This window comes from Sphingobacterium sp. UBA5639, assembly GCF_002421245.1.
GTDB classification, from domain to species: Bacteria; Bacteroidota; Bacteroidia; order Sphingobacteriales; family Sphingobacteriaceae; genus Sphingobacterium; species Sphingobacterium multivorum.
In genome coordinates this window covers 14,999-40,577 of record NZ_DIJR01000025.1, presented here as the reverse complement: position 1 = coordinate 40,577, position 25,579 = coordinate 14,999, and the positions used below count along the sequence as shown (strand labels likewise).

The window sequence follows — 25,579 nt, the reverse complement described above, 5'->3', positions numbered from 1 at the left end:
AAAGCCTTTCATTTCTGAAAGGCTTTTTCTGCGGAGAGTGAGGGATTCGAACCCCCGAACCTGTGACAGTTAACGGTTTTCAAGACCGCCGCATTCGACCACTCTGCCAACTCTCCGCGACAAAAGTAGAAATTTCGAATAGATTTACAAAACTTATTTTCTATAGCTAGTCTTAGCGTTTGAAAATGAGCAAGATTGTTTTTAAAAAAGTCTATGCAGGGATAATCTCATGGCAGTGTTTCCTGATGTTGGCCGCAATTTTGTCGATCGGTAAATCGTCCTGGTCGATACCAAATGGCTCTTCAATGGACTCACCAATTAATTCAAGAGATGCTAAAACATATAAGATAAATGGTACAGCAATCACAACAAAGTAACCGATGGAAAAGACGTAACCTACTGGAAGGGTCATGGTATAGAATATAATGAACTTCTTGATAAATGCACTATATGCTAATGGTATTGGGGTGTTTTTAATACGCTCACAAGCTCCACAAACATGTGTCATGGTAATAATTTCCTCATTAAGGATAATAAGCTGATCGCCACTTATAGTTCCTTCTTTATATAGATCATTGATTTTGTGGAAGATCATGGTGGAAACTTGGTTCGGACCATGTTTTTTATTGTCTAAAGCCTTTAACTCAGGGTGTACGTTTTCGTCGAGCATAAACTTGGTGTAATCCGACCTTAAAAAATCGTATAGTGTCTCTGCGAATAGGGGGATTGCCTTTCTGAAAAAACTACGATTCACTTTGTCATCTACATCCAGCATGGCATTTAGTTTGTACGAAAATGCTCTACTAACATTGGTCAATGTACCCCATTGTTTTCGGGCTTCCCACCAGCGGTCATAGGCAGTGTTTGTTCGGAATACCAGTAAAAGCGATATAACAAAACCGAGTAGGTTGTGGACAATGGTAATGTTCTTGACCGAGCTCTTTTCATTTAGTTTGAGGTATTCCAATTCAAGAAAGGCAATCATCCAGGAATAAAACGCTATCAAAACAAGAAATGGCAGTAACTTTTTGAAGGTATCTGATTTATGCAATTTGAAAGTTGCCGAAAGCCAGTCTTTGGGGTTGTATACGATCATACACAAAAATATAAATTGTTGCGAAAATTTTGCGAGTTAATTGCTATTGCCGTAACTTCATCGTGCTATGGGACAACAGCGATCAAAAAGAAAGAAAACAAGTACAAAAGGAAGTCAGGTTCGTGGAACAAAGTGGATTTGGATGATAGCAGGAATGCTAGTGCTTTTCCTCTGTCTTGTTGTGTGGCATTATCGGGCTGGAATTATATACTATTTTCGCGTGGCTACCTCCAAAGACAAGTCTCTGACGAAGGAAGCTAAATATGATATTCGTAATATTGAGATTATGAGCAAGCACGATGATAAGGTGTTTGGCATAGACGTGTCTACCTATCAGGAAGAAATAGATTGGCAAAAGGTAAGCACAATCAATGATCATTTTCCGATAGATTTTGTGTTTATCAGGGCGACAATGGGTGAAAAAGGAATTGATGATAAGTTTAGTCGAAATTGGAGTAAAACGGAAAATAGGGCAGTTTTGAGAGGCGCCTACCATTATTTTAGACCCAATGAGAACTCGGTCAAGCAAGCGAAGAATTTTATTCGGAAGGTTAAACTACAGTCTGGCGATCTTCCACCGGTCTTGGATATTGAGGAGCATCCAAAACAACAATCGATGGATAGCTTGAAAGTTGGCCTAAAACGTTGGCTTGAAGAAGTCGAAGCTCATTACAAGGTAAAACCCATTCTTTACTCCGGAGATAAGTTTTATAGTGACTTTTTGGAAAAGGAATTTGCAGCTTATACGTTGTGGATTGCAAATTATAACTTTTGGGTTGAGAACCCCAAAGAGCATTGGGCCTTCTGGCAATTTTCTGAAAAAGGTACTGTTAGAGGGATTCAGGGCAATGTGGATTTAAATATATACAATGGTAAAATTGAGGAATTGGAAAAGCTGCTTATTCCTTTTAAATAGTAAAATATATGCGTAGAGTTTTTATCACATTATGTGGAGTCTGCATTGCACTGTTTAATGGTCAAATGCAATTACATGCCGAATCGAAGAGTCATCGGGTCGAGATGTCGCAACCCGCTTCAGATTTACCACGATTAACATTGAAAGAATTTAAAAAATTGCGTCGTGAAACAGCTATTCAAGTTCTTGATACGCGATCTGGCGATATATTCCTACAAGGATTTGTACCTAAATCAATAAATATAGGCTTTAAATGTCCTTTTAACCACTTTTTGGCGCAAGTGTTTCCCAATAAAGCTCAAAAGCTTTTATTGATTACAGACGGAGATAGTCAAGATACGGTTTATCATCATTTATTAAAGCTGGGTTATACCCATGTTATTGGGGCTTTGGAAGGCGGCATTGAAACTTGGAAAGCTAGCGAAGATGTAGTCTCGTTGCGTAATATCAGTGCAGGAGAATTCAGGAAAAGATCAGATCAAGGTCATATTGTGGATGTAAGAACAGCTAAAGAATTTGGTAATGGACATATTGACAATGCAATGAATATTCCATTAACAGATTTCGTTAATTTTGGTTCTACGCTTAAAAAAGGCAATCAACAGCTGTATGTACACTGTCAATCAGGTTATAGGAGTGCAGTTGCTGTATCTATTTTGAGTGCTAAAGGATTTAAACATATATGCAATATCCAAGGTGGGTATAAGGCATTGCAAGAAGAAGTAAAGGAGAATCAATAATGGCTACTTTTGACCAGATTATTCAATCAAATTCGCTGGTTTTGGTGGATTTTTTTGCGACGTGGTGCGGTCCCTGCCAGACTATGGCGCCGATTTTACAGGATGTAAAGGAATTTTATCAAGATGATTTGTCTATCATTAAGATTGACGTGGATAAGAATCCAAAAATTGCTTCGATTTATAAGGTAAGTGGCGTGCCTACTTTCGTGTTGTTCAAAAATGGCCAACAGGTATGGCGACAAAGCGGCATGATTCCCAAGATGGAATTACATAAATTGATCGATCAAGTAAAGTGAAAAATAAGGCGTTCAATCAAATTGAACGCCTTATTTTTTAATGATACTCTGGTGTTTTAATAGGTAGTGTTATATCGCACTAAAATATTAAAATTCATCGTCATCATCGAAGTCATCCAATCCTCCAATCGAGTCGATTTCAGGTAAATCGAAATCATCATCGAAATCATCATCATCGTCATCAGGACCGTTGAAAGATGCGAATTTTACTTCTTCAAGATCTTCGTTAGCTAAAGTTGCCGTGTTCATAAAATAATACTTTATTGTTTCTTATTCAATGTTGTAAAATTAGAGAAGAAAACTATTTTTTAAAACTTTTTTTAAAAAAAATATTAAGCTTTATTTTTCTGTTAATCAGTATGTTGAATTGTATTTTGAAAATAAAAATTTATTTTATTTTATTTATTCATTTGTTTCGCCAATCGCATTGTCCTCGGTAACGATGTCTTTCAATTGAGGGAGATCTCTCACACCATTGATTCCGAAGTGATCCATGAACTGCTGGCTTGTTGCATAAAGTAAAGGTTTTCCGATACTATCTGCTTTTCCCGCAATTTTGATCAACTTCTTTTCCAGTAACCGTTGAATAGAGTAATCACAGCTTACACCTCTAATCTGCTCTACTTCTAATTTTGTTATCGGTTGTCTGTAGGCAATGATGGCGAGTGTTTCTAGCGCTGATTGACTTAGTTTTCGCTTGTTATTGTGATTTTGGAGCTGTTGTATCGATTCATGATAAACAGCTTTTGTCAAAAACTGATAGGCGTTGTTGATATAGCGTAATTCGAGTACATAGTCTTCATCCTGGTACTTCGTTTCAATTTTTTTAATCAACTCACGTAGCTCTTCCCTGGATACTTCGATGGCTAAGGATTCCTGCAAAATCTGTTTGATATCGGCAAGATCTATTCCTTCCGCAGAAGCAAATATAATTGCTTCAATATTTCTTATGACGTCTTTCAATGTATCGTATTAATAGTTAATGACCTGTTCGACCATATGGGCTGGTAGCTCACGGAACTCATACTTTTGTGTTCGCAGTTGTGGGCTGAATCCAGCTTCCAAAATAGCTTCCTGTATAGATTTTGACGTAAACCGATGTGGTGCACCTGCTGCCGAAACGACATTTTCTTCAATCATAATTGAGCCGAAGTCGTTCGCTCCAGCGTGCAGACATAATTGCGCTGTGCGCTTTCCGACGGTGAGCCAGGAAGCTTGTATATTTTTAATATTAGGAAGCATAATGCGGCTTAAGGCAATCATGCGAATATATTCTTCGCTCGTTACATTATTGGTAATACCGCGCAGTCTTTTCAATAAGGTACCATCATCTTGGAAAGGCCAAGGGATAAACGCAATAAATCCATGGGATTCCTGAGGTTTTTCATCCTGTACTTCGCGAATCCATACCAAATGTTCAAAACGTTCTTCTATCGTTTCGATATGACCAAACATCATGGTGGCAGAAGTTGGTAAATTAATTTTATGGGCTGCCCGCATAACATCTAGCCATTCTTTACCACCGCATTTTCCTTTTGATATAAGACGTCTCACACGATCATTGAGAATTTCAGCTCCCGCTCCAGGTAGCGAGTCTAGTCCTGCTTCTTTCAATTGCGTCAAAACTTCAATATGGCTCATGTTCTCCAATTTGGAAATATGCGCAATTTCAGGTGGGCCGAGAGAATGTAGTTTTAGCGTAGGATAAAGTTCCTTTAATTGCTTGTAAAGGTTTTTGTAAAACTCAATACCTAAATCCGGGTGATGGCCACCTTGCAGCAGCAGTTGATCGCCACCGTATTTAAAAGTTTCCTCTATCTTTTGTTTGTAGCTTTCAATATCGGTAATGTAGCTATCTTCATGACCAGGGCGACGGAAAAAATTGCAAAATTTGCAATTTGCAATACACACATTGGTGGTATTGACATTTCTGTCGATCTGCCAGGTTACTTTACCATGTGGCACTTGTATCTTACGCAATTCATTGGCTACGAAAGTCAAATCAGCTGTAGGTGCATTTTGATATAAAAAAACACCCTCTTCCTTGGATAGGAACTCAAATCGGAGCGCCCGTTCTAATAAATTACTTACATTCATCAACAACAAATATAAGGAGCTTTTAGCTTATTTGGACCTATTTGCGGAATATTTGACAATGCACACTGAATTTTGGGAAACGTTCCTGATATAAAAAACAAAAGGATGTACTTGTGTAACAATAGTATTGCATTGTAACTTAGTGTATAAAATACAATAACTTGATTTATAGCGCTTTGTGAATTAATTAAGATTTTTCCTTTTTTTTTACATTTATTATTCTTTACATTTATTTAACAGATTTTAACATTTCTGGAAAAATAACCAAATTAGAAAAAAATGAATAACCAAGGGGCCTGAATCTGCCAATAATATAGCATTGTTGTCGTCAGACCTAAAAAAATGACCAAAAACTTAAATAATAACCGATATCAACTAAAACAACTAAAGCATAAACATAAATTTTTTTAAACCACCTATTTAGTAAAATTATGATGAAAAAAACGGACAAAAATTGCTGTTTTGATCTCATATTGGGCCAAAAGTTCAATAAGAGGTTTCTGATTATGAGTTCTCTTCTCATTGGGGGAGGAATGACCACTCATGGATTTGCCAGTGGATTAACTAGCCATGGCAAAGTTGAAGTCGTTTCATTAATCAAAACAAGGAGCGTACAACAGACACCTATCAAGGGGGTAGTGAAGGATGCTGCTACAGGTCAAGGTATTACTGGTGTATCTGTGAAAGTCAAAGGGAGCAGTAACGGGACATCGACAGATGAAAATGGTGTATTTACCATCCAGGGAAATGTCGGTGATGTGTTGATTATCAGTTATATTGGGTACAAAAGTACTGAAGTTGCTGTTTCTTCGAAAGCTGATCTTGCAATTTCCTTAAGCGGTTCAGAAGATGCCTTGGAAGAGGTTGTTGTCACAGGTTATTCGGCGCAGCGTAAGAAAGATTTAACTGGTGCTGTTGCCGTTGTCAATGTGAAGGAATTGAAAACTACCCCGGCGGCGAGTGCTGTTGAGGCGTTGCAAGGGCGGGCAACAGGGGTTCAGATCGTAGTAGATGGTGCCCCTGGTTCTACACCACAGATCAAAATTCGTGGTTACAGTACGATCAACAACAACGAGCCGCTTTACATCATTGATGGAGTGCCTTATGAAGGAAAGTTAAGCTGGTTGAATCAAAATGATATTGAGACGATGCAGGTCTTAAAAGATGCATCAGCAGCTTCAATTTATGGTTCACGTGCAAATAATGGTGTTGTCATCATTACCACAAAAATAGGTAAAAGCGGAAAACCTCAATTTAGCCTTGACTCTTATTATGGTGTGCAGGTTCCAAACAGTGGGCGTTTTCCAAAAATGTTGTCTCCGCAACAAACATTGGATATTGAAAACAGATTGGACGGCACAAACAATGTGATGCCTGATTACCTTATCGCTGGACCTAAAGTGGGCGGGAAAGATGTGATTACAGCTGCAGACGTGGATATGTCAAAATATAAGTACGATGCGAGTAGCCGAAGCGATTTTTATCAAATTACCAAAGCAAATAAGGCCGGAACCAACTGGTTTGATGCTTTATCCCAAAATGCCCCTACTCAGTCGCACCAACTTAGCGTTTTAGGAGGTGGTGAAGATGCTTCCTATGCGATTTCGGGTGGTTATCTGAAACAAAAAGGAACGATTATTCATACCGGTTTTGAAAAATATAATCTTCGTTCAAACACACGCTTCTCTGCCTTTAATAATAAACTACGTTTCGGCGAAAATATGCAATATAGTTTTACGGAAGGATTTGGTATGGGAGTAAATACCAATACTGCCGGGGACTATATCGGTGAAGGTAGTGCTTTAGGTTTTGCGTATCGTATTCATAATATCATTCCTGTATATGATGAGGGCGGAAATTTTGCAGGATCTGTTGGCGGACAGTATGGTAATGGAGAAAATCCTGTTGCTATCGCCTATCGTGCCAAGGATAATAAAAATAAGAGCAATATGTTTTTCGGGAATGTCTTTGGAGAATTTGATATTGTCTCAGGATTAACCTTCCGTAGCAGTTTTGGTATGAAGTATGAAAACTACAATGGTGTATCTTATACCTATCCAAACCCTGAGTTTACAGAAGGAAGTTTTAACAATGGAATTAATGAATTTTTTGGACTGAATAAAGAATGGACTTGGACAAATACTTTAAATTATAAAAAAACATTTAATGAGGCGCATACGTTGAGCATTCTTGCTGGTACGGAAGCTATTCAGAATAGAAATAGGCAAATAAGGGGAAAAGGAAATGGCTTTTTTACAATGTCATCGCTTGATTACCTTTACTTGGATGCCGCTTCAACTGGTCGTGTCAGTGAAGGTAGCGGTTCTGTAGGCTCCTTGTTTTCGGTGTTTGGAAAGGTTGATTATTCCTACAAAGATCGGTATATCTTAAGTGCAACAGTGCGTCGTGACGGTTCTTCTAATTTTGGGCCGAACAATAAATATGGAACATTCCCTGGAGCGAGTGCTGCCTGGCGTTTGTCGGAGGAAGAATTCATGAAAGGTGTGTCATGGATCTCGGATCTAAAAATCAGAGCGGGTTATGGGGTGACGGGGAACCAACGTATTCCAGCCAATCAATATCTGAATCGCTATCAGGTCGCTATTAATTCATCTTCATATCCTATTGACGGAAGCTTGACTTCCGGTATGTGGCACAATGCCTACAGTAATCCGGACGTAAAATGGGAACAAGTATCTGCATTAAACATTGGGGTGGATTTTACCCTGGCACAAGGTGATTTTGATGGATCTTTTGATTGGTACAATAAAAAGACGAAAGACATGCTGTACCTATTGCCTTTACCTGCCGTTGCCGCAGGCCGGGCCGGATCGCCTTATGTAAATATTGGTGATATGCAAAATAAAGGTATCGAGTTTTCATTGAATTATCATTACGGTAGACGTCAAGAAAGTGCATTTAAATTGGATCTGTCCGCTACTATTTCACGTAACGTGAACAAGATTGTTTCTTTGGCACCATCAGTAACCCAACAAGTGTACGGTAGTTTTAGAAGTATGGAAACCTCCATCTTAAAACCTGGAGAACCTCTTGGTGCTTTCTATGGCTATAAAGTAATTGGTATTTATTCGGAAGCGGATATGAACAATGCAAGTGTCGCTAAATATGAGGATGGAAAGTCGAGAGCTGGTGGACTTAAATTTGAGGATGTCAATGGTGACGGCAAAATTGATGCAAGTGACCGTACCGTTATAGGCAGCCCACATCCTGATTTTGTGTATTCATTCAATATCAATGCGGCTTATAAAAACTTTGATTTTATGGCCTACTTCTATGGTTCAAAGGGTAATCAAAACTATGAAGCTACGAGATACTTTACAGATTTTGGTGTGTTTAGAGGTCAAAAAAGTACGCGCGTATTGGATGAATGGAGTCCAACGAATAGCGGTAGCATGATCCCTTCTCAAGTGAGAAATGCTTCGCCCTATGAGTATGCTTCTTCGAGTTATTATGTACAGGATGCAAGTTTCTTGAAATTGAAAAATCTTCAAGTTGGCTATAACTTCGATACCAATCGTGTTTTTGGTAATAATACCGGTATCAAGAAACTCCGTGCTTATGTGGGGGTAACAAATCTGTTTACGATTACTAAATATGAGGGGCTTGATCCAGAAGTTACGGCTACTCCGTCGACTTACCCAGCCTTGGGTGTAGATTTTGGTGTGTATCCACAGGCTCGTCAATATATGTTGGGTGTTAGTCTAGGATTTTAAGGGTTTAGTGATTTAAGTTAAAATTTGATTGAAATGAAAAAAAGAAATATAATTACAGTTTTAGGTATATCATTGACTTTATTAGCCTCTTGTGGGAAATCTTTTTTGGAGCGTGATCCGCAAGCTGAATTGCCTGAGTCTCAGATTGTAAATTCAAAAGGTATAGAGGCCTCTCTTATCGGGGCGTATGGAATATTAAACGGCAATGTCAACGGTACCTGGGGGAATTACTCTTCGGCGCCTAGCCAATGGTTGTTTGGTGAAGTTGCTGGAGATAATGCACATAAAGGATCTGAGGCAACCGATCAACCGAACATGAATATGATCGAATTTCATACGCCAAATAGTTCGAACGACAACCTGAGTCAAATGTGGGAAGTTTATTATGAGGGCGTATTAAGGGCAAATAATACGTTGCGTATTCTGAAGGCTGACCAAGCAGGTGAAAAAACGGTAACGGCTGCACGTGCGAAGGAAATAGAAGGTGAGGCCCGAGTATTGCGAGCGCATTATTATTTTTATTTATGGCGTGTTTTCAAAAATCTAGCGTATGTTGATGAGAACACAACAGATGATGAGGCTAAAACGAAACCGAATAAGGATGATGTACTTCCGAAGATTATTGACGATTTAAAAGCAGGAATAGCGAATTTGCCAGCGACAAAAATCAATAGCCAGGCCGGACGTATGGATCAGAATATCGCGAAAGCTTATCTGGGTAAAGTTTACCTCTACCAGAAAAAATATGCTGATGCATTGGCCTTGTTTAAAGACGTTATCGGTGCAAAAGATCTTCGTACGATGCCGTATCAAAATAACTTTGATGTCCTTACAAAAGATGGCCCAGAGGCATTACTGGTATCTAAACATGTGATTAACCCAGATGGATCTGGTGACAATGCCAATGTTGGCGATATGTTGTCTGGATTAAATGGAAGTAATCCGGTAGGTTGTTGCGGTTTCTATCAACCGACCATTGATTTGGTCAATGCGTATAAAGTTGATGCAAATGGCTTACCATTGTTGGACGGTTCTTATCGCAATAATCCATATAAATCAGATTTCGGTTTGTCTGATGAGGCAAAGAAAACATACAAACTTGATGTGACGCTTCGTTTTGATCCACGGTTGGACTATACGGTTGGTCGTAGAGGTGTAAATTTCTATGATTATGGTGTCATGCCAGGCGATGCATGGATTCGTGAGGTGAGCTCGGGAGGACCATTTGTTGGTATAAAAACAATGATTCCGAAGAGTCTGCATGCGACACATACGGCGTCAGGAGCGGCATATATTACTGACTTGGATGTTAATATTATTCGTTTAGCTGATGTTGTTTTAATGGCAGCGGAATGTCAAGTTGAATTGGGCGACTTAGGTGCAGCGATGAATCTCGTAAATGCAGTTCGTGAACGTGCGGCAAAATTACCTCCAAAAACGACTGGCGATAATGTTGCGGCGGCAGTATATGTTGTTAAACCCTATACTTCTTTCCCAGACCAAAATTATGCGCGCAAAGCTGTTCGTTTTGAACGTCGTTTAGAATTAGCGATGGAAGGACATCGTTTCTATGACCTCGTGCGTTGGGGTGAGGCGAAAACTGTATTGGAAAGCTACGCAACGTTTGAAGGTGGTTTTATGTCACGTTATAAAGGCTTAAACTATAAACCACAAAATGATTACTTCCCAATTCCACAATCGCAGATTGACAGAAGTGGTGGAGCTCTGACACAAAATCAAGGATATTAATTTTTGATAGTTTTAAAAAGGAAAGGGGGAGGCGTTGTCTTCCCCTTTCCTTTTTAAGGATTTGTATCTGAATTTTGGCAATAGACGAAAGGGAGTTCATGCAGTTTTTTGTATGTTTGAACTGATGAAAAAAATTTTAAGTGCATTATTGCTGCTTTGGTTTCTGCCCGCTGCTACTTTTGTAGCGAAGGCTCAGAGCTTTGAGGATGTTTATCAGCTATTTCAAGAATCTAAAATATTAAATGATCATTTTGTTGGTTTTTCTTTATACGACCTCAATGCCAATAAATATGTCATGGATATAAACGGCAATAAGCATTTTACGCCGGCTTCCAATACGAAAATGTATACCACCTATGCTGCACTGGCACTGTTGGGCGATTCAATACCTGGTTTGGAGTATGTGGAACGCGGAGACTCGTTGCTTATCTGGGGGACTGGTGATCCGACCTTTCTGCATAATCGTTTAGATACCCGGGTAGTATACAACTTTTTGAAAAATACGAATAAACGCATTTTTGTTGTGCCAGGAACAATGAAGAATAAGTTCTTTGCGCATGGTTGGGCTGTGGAAGATTTTGAGGCTTACTATCAACCTGAAATCAGTACATTTCCTATTTATGGCAATGTGGTCACTTTTCGACAGAAAGGTTATAATTATCTATCGACCTCTCCAGCAAGTTTTCAAAATTCACTGGATTTTTTGCCGGAACCCAAGGTCGGTGATTTTGAACTTTCCCGCTCATTTCATGCAAATTCCTTTTGGATGTCCAAACGTCCCGTTCCGAGCGGTTATGTCAATGAAGTTCCATTTATCTATTCTGATAGCTTATTTATTAAATTATTGGCGGACAGTCTAGGTAAATCCGTCACCTTACTATCTTACCAAAAACCAAGCAATACCAAGATACTCTATTCCGGCAGTACCAAAAATTTAATCCGTGAAATGATGTTGCCAAGTGATAATTTTATTGCTGAACAGTTTTTGATGATGTGTTCGTGGAAACAATTCAGTCAATTTGATACTTACTTGGTACGGGACTGGATGAAGAATAACGTTTATAAATACTTTTCAGCTGAGGTCGCCTTATTTGATGGATCTGGTCTGTCGTCCTATAACAAGGTGACTCCGCAGAATAATGTAGATCTATTGGTCCTCTTGAAAAATAAGTTGCCGGATGAGCAAGAGCGTTTCCGTCTTTTTCCGGCTGGAGGTGTCGATGGCACCCTAAAACGTACCTATAGCAAAGATCTCGGTGAACCGTTTGTTTTTGCTAAAACGGGAACGATTACATCTGTCTATAATCAGAGCGGTTATCTGATTACGCGGACAGGAAGGCGCTTGGCATTTTCTTTTATGAACAATAATTATATAGATGATCGAGCAAGTGTAATTCGTAAAGAAATGGCTAAAATAATTACTTATATTCGTCAAACTTATTAAGCCAATTTAAATGGAAGCAATTGTAAAAAACAATAAAAAATTGATTCGTTCTTGGGCCATGTTCGATTGGGCCAATTCTGCTTACAACCTTGTTATTACTTCCACGATATTCCCTGTTTACTATACCGCAATTACGACGACAAAAGAGCATGGTGATGTTGTTCGTTTCTTTGGGATTGAAGTCGTCAATACCGCACTTTCCAATTTTTCTTTGGCCTTTGCCTATTTGCTGATGTCTTTTTCTTTGCCTTTTATTTCTTCCTACGCTGATGCAAAGGGGAAAAAGAAACACATTATGAAATTCTTTACCTATGTTGGAGCGGTTGCATGTATGTGCTTATTTTTCTTCAAGCTTGAAACCTTGGAAATTGGTATCATATGTTTTGTTCTTGCGGCGATGGGGTATATTGGCGGTGTTTTGTTTAACAATTCTTATTTACCGCTTTTGGCGACTGTCGATCAACAAGATAAGGTGAGTGCGCAAGGTTTTGCTTATGGATATATTGGCTGTGTTACTTTACAGATTCTTTGTTTTATAGTGGTGCTTAAACCTGAATGGTTTGGTATTACAGATGCCTCACTGCCGGCTCGTATATCGTTTCTAATGGTCGGATTGTGGTGGCTTGGGTTTTCAATGATCCCTTTTAAATACCTGCCTAAAATTGATGCGACCGAGAATAACACCGGTAAGAGTTTTGTACAGAATGTACGGGATGAATTCGGCCATGTTATCCAAAAGATCAAAGGTATTCCAGAAATAAAACAGTTTTTGCCGGTTTTTTTCTTTTATGCAATTGGTGTTCAGACCTTGATGATTGTAGCCTCTTCTTTTGGAGAGAAAATTTTGCATTTAGGCGCAGAAAGGTTGATTGCGACAATTCTTCTCATCCAGCTCGTGGCTATCTTAGGTGCATTTTTAATGTCTTATTTATCTACGCTTTTTGGAAATATTAAGGTGTTGATCGTTGTGGTGATGATCTGGATCGGCATCTGTATTGCAGCATTTTATTTATCTACTCCACTTCAGTTTTATATAATTGCTGCACTGGTCGGTTTAGTTATGGGCGGGATTCAGTCCTTATCACGTTCAACCTATTCTAAGTTAATTCCGACGGATATTAAAGATACGACGGCTTTCTTCTCTTTTTATGACGTTACAGAAAAAGTTGCTATTGTCATTGGATTATTCTCATTCGGGTTTATAGAACAGGTAACACATAATATTCGATATTCGGCATTGGTTCTTTCTTTATTTTTTGTAATTGGATTGTTACTTTTGGTCCGGATATTAGTATCCAATAAATCTTAATTTTATTGATTGAATTGCATATGAAAGTAGAACTTTTTGTTCCTTGTTTTATAGATCAGCTTTACCCTGAAACCGCTTTTAATACGGTTCGTTTATTAGAAAAAGTCGGTTGCGAGGTCGTCTATAATCCTGAGCAGACATGCTGTGGCCAGCCGGCCTATAATGCTGGATTTTGGGATGATGCGAAACAGGTCGGACGGAAGTTTTTAGGTGACTTCTCGGGAGATCATGTGATTATTTCTCCTTCGGCGTCCTGTACTGGTATGGTACGACATGCTTATAATGATTTATTCGCAAATTCGGCAGATTCCCATCAATGTCATAAAATACAACAACAGGTGATGGAAATCTCTGATTTTTTAGTAAACGTGCTAAAAAAAGAGTATTTTGGAGCTGAATTGGAGGGTGTTGCGGTATACCATGATTCTTGCTCGGCTTTGCGAGAGTGCAAAATTAAAGAGGAACCACGGAAATTATTGAGTAAGGTCTTAGGTTTGGAGATGGTGGAGGTGAAAGATAGCGAGACATGTTGTGGGTTTGGGGGAAGTTTTGCCGTTAAATTCGAAGGAATATCCGCAGCAATGGCTGAGCAAAAAGTGCGCAATGCACTTGATCTGAATGCGGATTATATTATTTCCACTGATTCATCTTGTTTGCTACAGCTTCAATCTTATATCGATAAACATAAATTACCCATTCAGACGATGCACCTCGTTGATGTGTTGACCACTGGCTGGGGAAATATTTAAATAACACATTAAATCTAAACACATGAATTCAAGAAGAGATTTTCTTAAAAACCTTGCGCTAGCATCTGCTGGTATAGCATTAGCTCCCTCATTGGAGAGTTTTGCGGCAGCAAAGAAAGATTGGTTTGACATTTCCTTGGCTGAATGGTCATTGCATAAATCCTTGTTTAAGGGAGATTTGAACAATTTTGATTTTCCAGTATTGGCTGCCAAAAAATACGGTATCTATGGGGTGGAATATGTGAATCAATTTTTTAAGGATAAGGCTAATGATAATAATTACCTTACTGAGCTAAATATGCGCGCGAAAGATAATGGTGTACGTAATGTACTCATTATGATTGATGGTGAAGGAAATCTCGGTGACGAAGATGAAACAAAGAGAAAACAAGCTGTGCAAAACCATTATAAGTGGATTTCTGCAGCTAATTTCTTAGGTTGTCATGCCATTCGTGTCAATGCGGCTGGAAAAGGAACGCCTGAGGAAGTGAGTAAGCGTGTTGTTGAAAGTTTAACAACACTATCTGATATCGGTAAAAAAGCGGGCATTAGCATTATTGTAGAAAACCATGGTGGTATCTCTTCGCATGGTGACTGGTTGGCCAATACATTAAAAGCAGTGGGTAGTAAATATTGTGGTAGTTTACCCGATCTTGGTAATTTCTATGAGTATGATCGTTACCAAGGTGTAACGGATTTAATGCCTTATGCGCATGGTGTGAGTGCCAAAACACATGATTTTGATGCCAATGGTAATGAAACGCAAATTGACTATGAGCGTATGTTGAAGATTGTTAAAAAAGCAAAATTCAAAGGTTATGTGGGGATTGAATATGAGGGAAGTAAGTTGAGTGAGGAAGAGGGTATTTTTGCTACTAAAAAATTATTGGAACGTTTGCGTCCTTTGATTTAAAATTTAACTATTCGAGTTCTTTTCTGTCAATGGAAAGAACTCGAATAGTTAAATAGGTTTTAATTGATGTGTTGCTCGGATGCAACAACTAAAAAAACTGAAGTCCATTTGTTAGAAACCTATTAAAATCTTCACTATCTTGCTTGAGTATATGAAGATGAGTGAATAACTACTTTCTTGGTGTAGAGGACCATCGGATTTTTCCATTTACTGATGGTATACTTATAAATGGAAATCGCACTACCTTATTTTGAAAAATAACGACTAAAAAAACATGAATTTTGAAAAAAATGCTGTTCTTGAAACCCATTTGCAAAAAGTAGGGGCGGAACATGTATTGGTACAAGGGCATCCAGCCGGCTTGTTCGTATTATTCTTCACAGAGATGTGGGAGCGTTTTAGCTACTATGGCATGCGGGCGCTGTTGGTGAATTTTCTAGTTTCTACTATCGCCCAACAAGGATGGGGCTGGACCAACTCCGAAGCGATGAAGCTTTACGGTTTGTACACCGGGATGGTGTTTTTAACGCCCTTGTTCGGCGGGATTATAGCGGACCGTCTTACAGGATATAAAAAATCCATTATGGTGGGGGCTGTAATTATGACTCTCGGGCATATCGCTATGGCTTTAGAGGGATTTAATAAAAGCTTTTTTTTGGCAGGGTTGGTGCTGATTGTTTTGGGAAATGGTCTGTTCAAACCCAATATTTCTTCGATGGTAGGAAAATTATATCCAGATAAAGGCGGTAAAAAGGATGCGGGGTATACCATTTTTTATATGGGTATCAATGGAGGGGCATTTTTGGGTATGATGCTATGCGGCTATATTGGTGAGAAGATCGGCTGGCATTATGGTTTTGGGCTTGCCGGAATATTTATGTTTTTGGGAATGTTGCAATTTTATTTTGCGCAGCGCATCTTCGGAAAGATTGGCAATACACCCGAGAAACAAGAAGAGCTAACCGATATTGCAGCGGGTCAAGAAGAAAATCCGCAACATATTGTGCGTGATCGTTTGCTTGTAATAGCCATTTTTATGTTGTCAAGTATTGTCTTCCATTTAGCTTTTGAACAAGCGGGTGGCTCGATGACGATCTTTGCAAAAAATTATACACAGCGGGTATTGAGTGGTGACGTGGCGGTTTTATTTAAATGGTTCGACGCTGCATTGACGGTTTTGCCGATTGTGGTAATTACTGGGGTACTGTTTGTTTTAGCGAAGAAAATCATACGCAAATACCCGATGATTATACTTTTTTCGAGCATTTCTTTTGTGATCATCTGGTCCTTGTGTCTTTGGAAGGTTTATCGGGAATATTATGGTATGAATTCGGAAGTTACTGTATCCTGGTTTCCGATGTTAAATTCTTTCTTTATCATTACGCTGGCTACATCATTTAGTAAGATCTGGGAGAAAGTATGGAATCCTTCTGGTCCAATTAAGTTTGCAATGGGACTGACACTGGTTGGAGTTGGTTTTGCGGCACTATCTATTGGAAGCTCCGAGATTCCTACCGGTGCAAGGACGGCCTCTGTTAGTATGATATGGCTGGTATTGGCATACTTTTTTCATACAGTGGGCGAATTGTGTATTGGTCCGGTTGGCCTTTCTTATGTCAGTAAACTATCGCCCAAAAAATTCCTGGGGTTATTGTTTGGTTTTTGGTTTTGTGCCAATGCCATAGCTAATTTTATAGGGGGCTTTATTGGGTCGTATATTGATAAGATTACTGAATCTCATTCGATGTCTTACTTCTTTGCTGTGTTTACAGTGATCCCTATGGTGGCTGCTGTATTTCTTATTCTAGGCAACAAAAAAATAAAAAAGATGATGCATGGAATTGATTAATTCATAGAAAAATAGTGTATCTTCAAGCGATTTTTATCAAAATAAAAACAAAACCTGAGTTATAAAACAATTATTGAAATTATATGAATCAAGAAAAAGATCAAGTTCTTGTAGCGCATCTTGCTAAGCAGGGGATCGATGACAAGATGGTAAATGGACATCCTGCCGGATTATTTGTGCTATTCTTTACAGAGATGTGGGAGCGGTTTAGCTACTACGGTATGCGGGCATTGTTGACCTTATTTTTAATAAGTTCCATTGCTGATGGAGGATGGGAATGGAGTAATGAACGGGCCATGAAACTTTACGGTTTGTATACTGGTTTCGTCTATTTGACACCATTGATCGGTGGAATGATAGCGGATAAGCTAACCGGTTTTAAAAAGGCAATTTTGATCGGTGCTTTGGTCATGACCTTGGGGCATTTGTCTATGGCATTTGAGGGCGTAAATTCAAATTTCTTTTATCTAGGTCTTGTCTTAATGATCCTAGGAAACGGGATGTTTAAACCTAATATTTCTTCCATGGTGGGAAATCTCTACCCAGATCAAAGTCCTAAAAAGGACGCTGGTTATACCATATTTTATATGGGAATCAATGCCGGATCATTTTTAGGAATGCTATTATGTGGTTACATTGGTGAGAAGATCGGTTGGCATTATGGATTCGGACTTGCTGGAGTGTTTATGTTCTTTGGTATGTTGCAATTCTATTTTGGACAAAAGATATTTGGTATCATCGGAGATTCTCCTAAAGCACTTCGGGCTTACCATGAAAAAAAGATCAAGAATCACGAAGAAGAGGAAGAGGTCATTCCAGCACATGTTGTCCGAGATAGATTGATCGTCGTCACCATATTCATGTTGGCTAGTGTAGTTTTCTTTCTGTCTTTTGAACAGGCAGGAGGATCGATGTCAATCTTTGCCAAGGACTATACGCAAAGGGTTCTGTCTGGAAGTTCGGCGGTGACGTTTAAATGGATTGATACTATTTTGACCATTGTGCCTATTGTTATAGTCACAATTGTTTTAACAGCATTGGCTAGAAAGATATATAAACAATATCCATTAACGATTTTATTTACTGGTATTTCGTTTGGTATAATTTGGTGTTTGGGACTTTGGAAAGTCTTTAGAGAAATAGGAATAACTGGATCAGAAGTCGGCGCTTCATGGTTTCAGATTTTGAATGCATTTTTTATCATTTCACTGGCATCGTCATTTAGTAAATTCTGGGAAAAAATATGGAATCCGTCTGGTCCTGTTAAGTTTGCATTGGGCTTAATATTAGTAGGTATCGGATTTGCAGCATTGGCTTATGGGGCGAGTGAAATTCCCCAAGGTGCCAAGACAGCCTCTGTCAGTATGATTTGGCTTGTAATCGCCTATTTTTTCCATTCTGCAGGAGAGCTTTGTTTGTCACCTGTTGGTTTGTCTTATGTCAGTAAGCTTTCTCCAAAGAAATTTTTGGGACTTCTTTTCGGTTGTTGGTTCTGTGCTTCGGCTATTGCCAATTTTATCGGTGGATTTTTAGGGTCATACATTGATCGCATTACAGAAGAACATTCGATGTCTTACTTCTTTATGATATTTGCAATAGTTCCGGGAGTTACTGCATTGTTGTTGATCATCTTTAACCCCTTATTGAAAAAAATGATGCACGGCATCAACTAAATTGTTGTAGAACGTGAGCATATAAAAGCGGTTGGCTGATCAGTACATCGATCAACCAACCGCTTTTTATATTCTTTTATTCCTCCACTTTCAAAAGTAGTTTATCGATGCGGTGGCCATCCATATCAAGCACTTCGAAAACTAGATTTTTAAATCGGACACGTTCGCCTTCTTCGGGCACGTGATCTAATCTTAGGAACACTAGGCCTCCTACAGTAGTTACATTGTTGATCTCATCTTCGTCTTCCTCAGAAAGACCGATTTCAAATTCATCCAAAAGGTCCTCGATCTGATATTGTCCGTCGACAACATAATCGCCGTTTTCCAATTGACGTATTGTCGGTCGGGCACTTAGGTCGCTTTCTGTGATGTTACCTACCAAATCGCCAACGATATCCCGTAACGTAATAATTCCCTGTGGCGAACCATATTCATCAATGACAACCGCCTGATGTATACTGGAGGTGCGCAGGGTATTCATGATGCTATAAGATGAGCTAAATTCGTTCACAAATTTGATGGGTAACATGAGCGTTCTTAGATCAAATGGTTCGTTTTGGAGGCATTGTCGTAGTAAAGACTTTACATGAACAACACCTTTAATATTGTCGAGTCCACCTTCACAGACCGGGTAGATGGAATGATCGTTGTCCAGTATGATCTTTCTGTTTTCTTCAAAAGAATCTTCCAGATCCAAAAAAACAATGTTTTTGCGATGAGTCATTAGGTTGACCGCCTTTTTGTCTCCTAAACTCAATAGACGGTCGACGATATCGTGCTCAATACCTTCGATGACACCACTGTCGACACCTTCGTCTACTAGCGCCTTAATTTCTTCTTCCGTGACACTATTGCCGCTACTCTTGATATTGAGTATTTTGACAATAAACTCTGTCGACATACTGAGTAGCCATACAAATGGTCGTACGATTTTGCTGAGCAGGTTCATCGGATAAGCGATTAGCATGGCATACTTCTCCGGAATAGCCATACCGATACGTTTGGGGACTAATTCACCAAGCACCAACGAAAAGTAGGTGATGATAAAGACGACAATGATTACAGCGAGCTGTTCGCTATAGGGGGCTATAATACTGGATTTATTAAATATGCCGACTAGATATGTGGAAATACTACCACCAGAAAAAAAACCGGTTAGAATGCCGATAAGGGTAATGCCTATTTGTACAGTGGATAGAAAGTTGTTGGGCGATTCTTTTAGGTTTAGCGCTATTTTGGCCGCCGCATTGTTTTTATCGCTTTCAGCCTGTAGCCTTGCCTTTCTGCTGGATACGATGGATATTTCTGATGCCGATAGTATTCCGTTTAGAATAATCAGGACTAAAATAATAATTGCTTCGGTAAGCATAATGAGTTGAAAAAGTTGTTTGCTAGTGCTAATTTACGGAAAAGACCAGCTAAAAAGTAGGATTATTATGATTATGTCAAGCATCCATAAAAAAAGCCGTATATCTTTCAATACGGCTTTTATAATAATAAGAATGTTTTTTCAATTACATTCCACTGTCATTTAACATAAAAGTATTTTTCTTGGTTTTCCATTTTCCTTTTGTGAAATCAGGGAATTCCAACGTTTTATTTCCTTTTGCAATAGACTCGGTAGATAATGGGAATACAGCACTCATGGTTACTGAATCATATACGTCAATTGGCGTCTGTACCTTTTGTTTTACTGCCTGAATGAACGCATTGAATACAAACCAGTCCATGCCACCATGACCAGAACCATTTGCTACCGCTTCATATTTTTGCCAGATTGGGTGATCGTATTTCTTTACCCATTCATCTGCAGAATCCCACGTGTGTGGTTTGGATTTACCCTCGATGTGAATACCTTTTGCAACATCCATCCAAATACCATCTGTTCCTTGTACGCGGAAGCCGATAGAGTAAGGTCTTGGCAAGTGTGTATCATGCGTTAATAACATGGTTTCTCCATTTGCACATTGTAACATCGTTTGTGTGATATCACCATTTTTGTAATTGATCTTACCGTTGGGGTGTCCTGGGGAAACTTTATTGACATAGGCTGCCAATCCACGGGCTTTACTTGAGTACGAAGTGATATGGGTGAATCTGTTACCCTTGTTGATATCTGCAAATTGCATAATTGGACCTAAACCGTGGGTAGGATATAGATCACCATCTTGATCGATATTGAACTGTGTACGCCATTGTGCCTCAGAAATCGCTTTCGGGCCATATTCAACGCCATGGCCATAATACGCTTTTCCGTCATTGAATAATACTTCGCGTAAATCGTGTTGATAACCGCCTTCCAGGTGCAACAATTCACCAAATAGTCCTTGTCTGTGCATATTCAATACAGCAAGTACGTCACGACGGAATGCCACATTTTCTAGGGTCATGTAAGGCTTTCCGGTTTCTTCGGATACTTTCACAATATCCCAGTGATCTTGTAGCGTTAGACCTGCTATAACCTCGCAACCTACGTATAGTCCAGCTTTCATTGCGTCAATAGCTTGGTTTTTGTGGAATTGCCAAGGTGTTGCAATAATGACAGCATCTAATTTTTCATTGCTTAACATCTTTTTGTAAGCATCAACGCCACCAGTATATTCTTTTGGAAGTTTGGTGCCTTTTGCGTTGAATTGTTTACGGCATTGTGCTAGAGATTCTTCTTGGGTGTCACAGACAGCCACAATTTCTAAATCATCTCTGTTTAGGGCAATTTGAACGTGATTACGTCCTCTAAGACCCACACCAATAAAACCGATTTTTATCTTGCCATTTGTTTGGGCAAATAATTCTGTACTTGAAAGGACACCGATTCCAGCTGTAGTGATGGCAGTCGATTTTATGAAATTTCTTCTATCCATTGTTTTGAGATATAAGGAGTTTGTATATTAGTTATTTACTTGTTTGAAAACAGTCTTTGAGACTGGGTACTATTAACAAATATATTATTTCATTTGGGATAAATGAAAGTGCAAACGTTTGCTTAATTTTATTAAATTTCATGCAAACGTTTGATTGAAATAAAAATTATCATTTATTAATTCAATTTGTGATATTGCAAGCACATTGATGATTTAAAAAACATAGTTTAATGTCTGATTTTAACCAATTAGTAGTAGAGAGCGCAGCAAAACAATTCACATTAGAAGGAGATATCATTTCAGTGCAACCGTTTGGTTCTGGTCATATCAATGATACCTATCGTGTAGTTACTACTGTAGATAGCGGTATATCGCATTTATTACAACGTATTAATCACCATGTTTTTCCGAACGTGGATGGATTAATGCATAATATTGAGATTGTCACCAAGCATCTTAGCAAAAAAGTTAAAGTCGCTGAAGGAAAAAGAATCAGCGATCATGTATTGACAATTGTTCCTACAAAAGGTGGGGAATTATATATAAAAGATAGTCAGGATAATTATTGGCGCATGTTTATTCTCATAGAGGATACGAAAAGCTATGATATTGTAGAGACTGAAGTCCAAGCAGCCGAAGGTGGCCGTGCTTTTGGGTTGTTTCAAAAACAGCTGTCGGATTTAGATGCTTCGTTGATCGTTGAAGTACTTCCCAACTTTCATAATATAGAGTTTAGACTTGAAAATCTTCGAAAAGCAATCGCTAAAGATGTGTGCCAACGTGTAGCGTCGGTAAAGGACAAATTGGATTTTATCTTTAGTCGTGAAGATCGAATGAAAACCATTCTTGAACTTGGTAACAAGGGGGAACTTCCACTGCGCATTACACATAATGATACCAAGTTTAATAATGTGCTCTTAGATCGCCACGATAAGATGCAATGTGTGATCGATTTGGATACAGTTATGCCAGGCTATGTGGCATACGATTTTGGAGATGCGATTCGGACGATTATTAACCCTGTTGCCGAAGATGAGATGGATGTTTCGAAAATTCTGCTAAATCTTGCCTTATATAAGGCCTATGCCGAAGGTTATTTGGAGGAAGCTAATGACTTCTTGACAACTTTAGAGAAAGAAACATTAGTCGATGGGGCCTTCTTATTGCCCTATATGCAAGGAGTACGTTTCTTAACGGACTATTTGGAAGGAGATCATTACTACAAGACTAAATATGATGACCATAATCTGGTGCGTACAAATACGCAATTGAAATTGGTTGAAGAGATGGAAAAGAATGAAGCATTTATGCGGAAGGTAGTTTTTGATTGCATTTAACAATTTTATACCTTTAATCATATTGAGAAGCTTCCATCGCGTAGATGAAGCTTCTTTTTTCTGTAAAAAAATATTCGAATGAAAAAACTAACCATTTTGCCTATCGCAGCGGAGCTGGCCAATACACTTGATTATCATACTTTGTCGAAGCTCTTGAGCAATTTTGAATCGCATTCGCTGGAGTTTAATAACTGGAGCGAATCTTTCCCGTATAAACCTGAGGTACAATTTAAGATTGGCTATACCCAGGAGTATCTTGTGTTGCAATATGATGTCGTCGAAGAACAACTTCGGGGTAATTATTCCGAAACAAATCAAAATGTATGGGAAGATAGCTGTGTGGAGTTCTTTATTTCTTTTGATGGACGCGAACATTATTATAACCTGGAATTTAATCTAATTGGAACAGGCTTGATCGGTTATGGTCCGGCCGAAAAGGCAAATAGAAATCGATTAGATAGTACAACAATAGAACAGGTGCGTACTTACTCTTTAATTGAGCGTAATGGTTCCGATAAGCGATGGAGTATGATTGAGGTCATTCCACTTGCTGTATTTCAGTTTGACAATGTTGTAGACCTGAAAGGTAAACGGATACATGGGAATTTTTACAAATGTGGTGATCATCTCAAACAACCACATTTTATATCTTGGAATAAAATAGAAAACCCAACTCCTAATTTCCATCTCCCTGAGTTTTTTGGAGAAATGGTCTTTGGTTAGGAGTTGAGTGAAAAAAGGTGATGCTTATTGGTAAACAGATTCTTTTTTGAATTTCTTTGCCAATAAAGCATATACTAATACACGGTATTTATTTTTATTGGATTTGCCAATAGCGGTAATCACTTCCTCTAGTGCCTTGTCTAAATCAGGGCCATCTTTTAGGCCTAATTTTTTGATCAAAAAGTTTTGTTTGACACGGTTAAGTTCTTCGGGATCTGATGCAGCAATGGTTTCCGAGTCTGCATTGTAAATGGAAGGTCCTATTCCTTTTGTTACTTTTGCAATAAATGCTTCATCTAATGATAAGCCTAGCTTTTTTGATTCTGCAACATATGCAGCAATTTTTTCATCTAATTTGCTCATAATTATGTAAGTGATTTAATTGTAGTAAGTTAAGTTAGGTAAAAAAGTCGATAAACAAAATTATTCTTTGGTTAGGATAAAGATTGTTACATTTGTGCCCTTGATAAGTGCTGTTAACCAAAATGTGGAAAATTTCAACTAATTATTCTTCGTAATTGTTGTAAGTTACATTTTTATAAGTTATCTTTGCACCTCAATAATTGAATATACGTAATCATAATAATAATGAAAAAAGATTTGCATCCTTCAAATTACAGATTAGTTGTATTTAAAGATATGTCAAATGACTATGCTTTTATTACAAAATCTTGTGTTGATACAAAAGAGACTATTACATGGGAAGACGGAAATGAGTATCCAGTTGTAAAATTAGAGATTTCTCATACATCACACCCTTTCTATACAGGTAAAATGAAATTGGTTGATACTGCTGGTCGTATCGACAAATTCCGTAACCGTTACAACAAAAAATAATTGTAGCAGATCTGTATATTACAATATTAAGAACTCGATAAATATAATTTGTCGGGTTTTTTTTGTTATTTTTAATTTGTGAAAATCTTCTTTACAGATTGCTTTGATTCGATCCAATTGTTGGATAAGCTTAGCACCCCATTAACTACTTTTGATAGAAAGAGTCTTTATCCATTTACTTTCGTGAAATCTTGTTTGGACCTTCGGGTTGGTATACTGACTTTACGGGAGAAATGGGCAAAATTAGCTTTAAAATTTGATGTACACTATGTTGCCAACGATGCGGATAAGGAGGGGCTTATATGGGTGTCTGAGAACGTTATTCCGTCAGTAGCCTTATTACAGCTTCTACAGCGCTTGCGTGTAGGAGAGGTCCTTGTAAAGGACGGATACGTTTTAGCTTGTTGTTATACGCATAAGGACTCTTATCGTGTGCAAGAGGTTGATATATCTGTTGATCTATTAAAAGGGATAGAAGATCTGTTTTTGCTCACAGGAACTGAAATAACACATGATTTCAATCATCTGGTACAAAGTGTTCAGTCGTCCAGTATATCTGGAACAAATCAATTGTTGGGTAATGATTTTTATGTAGCTGATCGTGTTAGCATGGAATGTGCTACGCTCAATACCCTACAAGGTCCCATATATATCGATGAAGATGTTACAATTATGGAGGGCGCGCATTTGCGTGGTCCATTATATCTTGGTAAAGGAGCCGTTGTAAAAATGGGCGCTACGATTTATGGGAATGTTTCGGTAGGGAAGCAGAGTGTTATTGGGGGAGAGATCGGGAATTCGGTCATTGGTGATTTTTCGGCCAAGGGGCATCATGGTTATCTAGGATGCTCGGTAATAGGAGATTGGTGTAATTTAGGAGCTGGTACCTCTAATTCCAATTTGAAGAATAACTTAAAGACTGTTTCAATTTACGATTATGCATTAGATAGTGTTCGGGATACAGGTCTTTTAAAATGCGGTGCCTTTATTGGAGACTATACTCGCCTTGGCATCAATTCGGCTTTAAATACAGGAACAGTAATTGGAATTGCAAGCATGCTAGCAGATACAAGTTTTTATGCTAAATTTGTACCGTCATTTGCTTGGGTGTTTGACGGAGGTGCTCAGACTTATGAATTTGATAAGTTTATGGCATATCTGGAGACGCTGTATGCATCAAAAGGGGAAGAGCTCACGGAGCAGATTAAAGATAAATTGAATCAACTTAACAAAAAATATAATTAAATCGTAAAATC

Annotated in this window: 22 protein-coding genes and 1 tRNA gene; 15 read left to right on the top strand and 8 right to left on the bottom strand. The window is 38.5% G+C overall.

Annotated elements, in window-relative coordinates; genetic code table 11:
- Positions 1–31: 31 nt before the first annotated feature.
- Positions 32–116 (bottom strand) — tRNA-Ser (locus tag B4Z90_RS14955).
- A gap of 95 nt (positions 117–211) precedes the next feature.
- Entirely contained in the window at positions 212–1,096 is an 885-nt protein-coding gene (locus B4Z90_RS14950) for a bestrophin family protein (RefSeq protein WP_286802666.1), read from the bottom strand.
- 67 nt (positions 1,097–1,163) lie between these two features.
- On the opposite strand from B4Z90_RS14950, the gene B4Z90_RS14945 reads away from it, so the two are divergent.
- Genes B4Z90_RS14945 through trxA form a run of 3 tightly spaced genes read left to right on the top strand, consistent with a single transcriptional unit; the run spans position 1,164 to position 3,048 of the window.
- Positions 1,164–2,012 carry a glycoside hydrolase family 25 protein gene (locus B4Z90_RS14945; protein ID WP_286802665.1) on the top strand — a complete coding sequence of 283 codons (849 nt, stop codon included), beginning with the start codon at positions 1,164–1,166 and terminating at the stop codon, positions 2,010–2,012.
- 8 nt (positions 2,013–2,020) lie between these two features.
- Entirely contained in the window at positions 2,021–2,752 is a 732-nt protein-coding gene (locus B4Z90_RS14940; RefSeq protein WP_286802664.1) for a rhodanese-like domain-containing protein, read from the top strand.
- Entirely contained in the window at positions 2,752–3,048 is a 297-nt protein-coding gene (gene trxA, locus B4Z90_RS14935) for a thioredoxin (RefSeq protein ID WP_075994036.1), read from the top strand. The genes B4Z90_RS14940 and trxA overlap by 1 nt, the downstream gene beginning before the upstream one ends.
- Before the next feature lie 87 nt (positions 3,049–3,135).
- Here the strand turns inward: trxA and B4Z90_RS14930 are convergent, their stop codons facing one another.
- From B4Z90_RS14930 to mqnC, 3 genes are all read right to left on the bottom strand, one after another.
- Positions 3,136–3,297: a hypothetical protein gene (locus B4Z90_RS14930; protein WP_167450446.1), complete on the bottom strand. Its 162-nt coding sequence runs from the start codon at positions 3,295–3,297 to the stop codon at positions 3,136–3,138.
- Positions 3,298–3,450: 153 nt separating this feature from the next.
- Positions 3,451–4,011: an SMC-Scp complex subunit ScpB gene (scpB, locus tag B4Z90_RS14925; protein WP_075994035.1), complete on the bottom strand. Its 561-nt coding sequence runs from the start codon at positions 4,009–4,011 to the stop codon at positions 3,451–3,453.
- Between the two features lie 9 nt (positions 4,012–4,020).
- Positions 4,021–5,145, bottom strand: coding sequence for a cyclic dehypoxanthinyl futalosine synthase (gene mqnC, locus B4Z90_RS14920; protein WP_075994034.1), 1,125 nt, complete (start codon positions 5,143–5,145; stop codon positions 4,021–4,023).
- Positions 5,146–5,576: 431 nt separating this feature from the next.
- On the opposite strand from mqnC, the gene B4Z90_RS14915 reads away from it, so the two are divergent.
- From B4Z90_RS14915 to B4Z90_RS14880, 8 genes are all read left to right on the top strand, one after another.
- Entirely contained in the window at positions 5,577–8,879 is a 3,303-nt protein-coding gene (locus B4Z90_RS14915) for a SusC/RagA family TonB-linked outer membrane protein (RefSeq protein ID WP_286802663.1), read from the top strand.
- Between the two features lie 33 nt (positions 8,880–8,912).
- On the top strand, positions 8,913–10,628 hold the full coding sequence (locus B4Z90_RS14910; RefSeq protein WP_286802661.1) for a RagB/SusD family nutrient uptake outer membrane protein: 1,716 nt from the start codon (positions 8,913–8,915) through the stop codon (positions 10,626–10,628).
- 124 nt (positions 10,629–10,752) lie between these two features.
- Positions 10,753–12,072 carry a D-alanyl-D-alanine carboxypeptidase gene (locus B4Z90_RS14905; protein WP_236586001.1) on the top strand — a complete coding sequence of 440 codons (1,320 nt, stop codon included), beginning with the start codon at positions 10,753–10,755 and terminating at the stop codon, positions 12,070–12,072.
- A 10-nt stretch (positions 12,073–12,082) separates the two neighbouring features.
- Positions 12,083–13,381: an MFS transporter gene (locus tag B4Z90_RS14900; protein WP_286802660.1), complete on the top strand. Its 1,299-nt coding sequence runs from the start codon at positions 12,083–12,085 to the stop codon at positions 13,379–13,381.
- A gap of 20 nt (positions 13,382–13,401) precedes the next feature.
- Complete coding sequence (locus B4Z90_RS14895; protein ID WP_070566110.1) at positions 13,402–14,130, top strand: (Fe-S)-binding protein; 729 nt, start codon at positions 13,402–13,404, stop codon at positions 14,128–14,130.
- Positions 14,131–14,152: 22 nt separating this feature from the next.
- Positions 14,153–15,043 (top strand): TIM barrel protein, encoded by an 891-nt coding sequence (locus B4Z90_RS14890; protein WP_286802657.1) that lies wholly within the window; start codon positions 14,153–14,155, stop codon positions 15,041–15,043.
- A 274-nt stretch (positions 15,044–15,317) separates the two neighbouring features.
- The gene (locus tag B4Z90_RS14885; protein WP_112375590.1) at positions 15,318–16,892 is read left to right on the top strand and encodes a peptide MFS transporter; all 1,575 of its coding nucleotides are present in this window, start codon (positions 15,318–15,320) and stop codon (positions 16,890–16,892) included.
- Positions 16,893–16,975: 83 nt separating this feature from the next.
- Positions 16,976–18,565: a peptide MFS transporter gene (locus B4Z90_RS14880; protein WP_286802654.1), complete on the top strand. Its 1,590-nt coding sequence runs from the start codon at positions 16,976–16,978 to the stop codon at positions 18,563–18,565.
- A gap of 76 nt (positions 18,566–18,641) precedes the next feature.
- On the opposite strand, the gene B4Z90_RS14875 is transcribed toward B4Z90_RS14880, so the two are convergent.
- Together B4Z90_RS14875 and B4Z90_RS14870 are read right to left on the bottom strand one after the other, a co-directional pair.
- Positions 18,642–19,934 carry a hemolysin family protein gene (locus B4Z90_RS14875; RefSeq protein ID WP_201638674.1) on the bottom strand — a complete coding sequence of 431 codons (1,293 nt, stop codon included), beginning with the start codon at positions 19,932–19,934 and terminating at the stop codon, positions 18,642–18,644.
- Between the two features lie 145 nt (positions 19,935–20,079).
- On the bottom strand, positions 20,080–21,426 hold the full coding sequence (locus B4Z90_RS14870) for a Gfo/Idh/MocA family protein (protein ID WP_286802652.1): 1,347 nt from the start codon (positions 21,424–21,426) through the stop codon (positions 20,080–20,082).
- Between the two features lie 230 nt (positions 21,427–21,656).
- On the opposite strand from B4Z90_RS14870, the gene B4Z90_RS14865 reads away from it, so the two are divergent.
- Together B4Z90_RS14865 and B4Z90_RS14860 are read left to right on the top strand one after the other, a co-directional pair.
- Entirely contained in the window at positions 21,657–22,763 is a 1,107-nt protein-coding gene (locus B4Z90_RS14865) for a phosphotransferase enzyme family protein (protein WP_046671777.1), read from the top strand.
- A gap of 78 nt (positions 22,764–22,841) precedes the next feature.
- Entirely contained in the window at positions 22,842–23,486 is a 645-nt protein-coding gene (locus B4Z90_RS14860; protein ID WP_286753184.1) for a carbohydrate-binding family 9-like protein, read from the top strand.
- A 24-nt stretch (positions 23,487–23,510) separates the two neighbouring features.
- On the opposite strand, the gene B4Z90_RS14855 is transcribed toward B4Z90_RS14860, so the two are convergent.
- Positions 23,511–23,849 (bottom strand): DUF2853 family protein, encoded by a 339-nt coding sequence (locus tag B4Z90_RS14855; protein ID WP_046671775.1) that lies wholly within the window; start codon positions 23,847–23,849, stop codon positions 23,511–23,513.
- 225 nt (positions 23,850–24,074) lie between these two features.
- Here B4Z90_RS14855 and B4Z90_RS14850 point away from each other — a divergent pair, with 225 nt between their 5' ends.
- Together B4Z90_RS14850 and B4Z90_RS14845 are read left to right on the top strand one after the other, a co-directional pair.
- Positions 24,075–24,323, top strand: coding sequence for a type B 50S ribosomal protein L31 (locus tag B4Z90_RS14850; RefSeq protein WP_046671774.1), 249 nt, complete (start codon positions 24,075–24,077; stop codon positions 24,321–24,323).
- Positions 24,324–24,401: 78 nt separating this feature from the next.
- Complete coding sequence (locus B4Z90_RS14845; RefSeq protein ID WP_286802650.1) at positions 24,402–25,568, top strand: putative sugar nucleotidyl transferase; 1,167 nt, start codon at positions 24,402–24,404, stop codon at positions 25,566–25,568.
- Positions 25,569–25,579 lie beyond the last annotated feature (11 nt).

Excerpts from the sequence above, each read along its gene's own strand:
- B4Z90_RS14950 (WP_286802666.1), bottom strand. The coding sequence starts at position 1,096 with ATGATCGTATACAACCCCAAAGACTGGCTTTCGGCAACTTTCAAATTG.
- B4Z90_RS14945 (WP_286802665.1), top strand. The coding sequence starts at position 1,164 with ATGGGACAACAGCGATCAAAAAGAAAGAAAACAAGTACAAAAGGAAGT.
- B4Z90_RS14940 (WP_286802664.1), top strand. The coding sequence starts at position 2,021 with ATGCGTAGAGTTTTTATCACATTATGTGGAGTCTGCATTGCACTGTTT.
- trxA (WP_075994036.1), top strand. The coding sequence starts at position 2,752 with ATGGCTACTTTTGACCAGATTATTCAATCAAATTCGCTGGTTTTGGTG.
- B4Z90_RS14930 (WP_167450446.1), bottom strand. The coding sequence starts at position 3,297 with ATGAACACGGCAACTTTAGCTAACGAAGATCTTGAAGAAGTAAAATTC.
- mqnC (WP_075994034.1), bottom strand. The coding sequence starts at position 5,145 with ATGAATGTAAGTAATTTATTAGAACGGGCGCTCCGATTTGAGTTCCTA.
- B4Z90_RS14915 (WP_286802663.1), top strand. The coding sequence starts at position 5,577 with ATGATGAAAAAAACGGACAAAAATTGCTGTTTTGATCTCATATTGGGC.
- B4Z90_RS14910 (WP_286802661.1), top strand. The coding sequence starts at position 8,913 with ATGAAAAAAAGAAATATAATTACAGTTTTAGGTATATCATTGACTTTA.
- B4Z90_RS14905 (WP_236586001.1), top strand. The coding sequence starts at position 10,753 with ATGAAAAAAATTTTAAGTGCATTATTGCTGCTTTGGTTTCTGCCCGCT.
- B4Z90_RS14900 (WP_286802660.1), top strand. The coding sequence starts at position 12,083 with ATGGAAGCAATTGTAAAAAACAATAAAAAATTGATTCGTTCTTGGGCC.
- B4Z90_RS14895 (WP_070566110.1), top strand. The coding sequence starts at position 13,402 with ATGAAAGTAGAACTTTTTGTTCCTTGTTTTATAGATCAGCTTTACCCT.
- B4Z90_RS14890 (WP_286802657.1), top strand. The coding sequence starts at position 14,153 with ATGAATTCAAGAAGAGATTTTCTTAAAAACCTTGCGCTAGCATCTGCT.
- B4Z90_RS14885 (WP_112375590.1), top strand. The coding sequence starts at position 15,318 with ATGAATTTTGAAAAAAATGCTGTTCTTGAAACCCATTTGCAAAAAGTA.
- B4Z90_RS14880 (WP_286802654.1), top strand. The coding sequence starts at position 16,976 with ATGAATCAAGAAAAAGATCAAGTTCTTGTAGCGCATCTTGCTAAGCAG.
- B4Z90_RS14875 (WP_201638674.1), bottom strand. The coding sequence starts at position 19,934 with ATGCTTACCGAAGCAATTATTATTTTAGTCCTGATTATTCTAAACGGA.
- B4Z90_RS14870 (WP_286802652.1), bottom strand. The coding sequence starts at position 21,426 with ATGGATAGAAGAAATTTCATAAAATCGACTGCCATCACTACAGCTGGA.
- B4Z90_RS14865 (WP_046671777.1), top strand. The coding sequence starts at position 21,657 with ATGTCTGATTTTAACCAATTAGTAGTAGAGAGCGCAGCAAAACAATTC.
- B4Z90_RS14860 (WP_286753184.1), top strand. The coding sequence starts at position 22,842 with ATGAAAAAACTAACCATTTTGCCTATCGCAGCGGAGCTGGCCAATACA.
- B4Z90_RS14855 (WP_046671775.1), bottom strand. The coding sequence starts at position 23,849 with ATGAGCAAATTAGATGAAAAAATTGCTGCATATGTTGCAGAATCAAAA.
- B4Z90_RS14850 (WP_046671774.1), top strand. The coding sequence starts at position 24,075 with ATGAAAAAAGATTTGCATCCTTCAAATTACAGATTAGTTGTATTTAAA.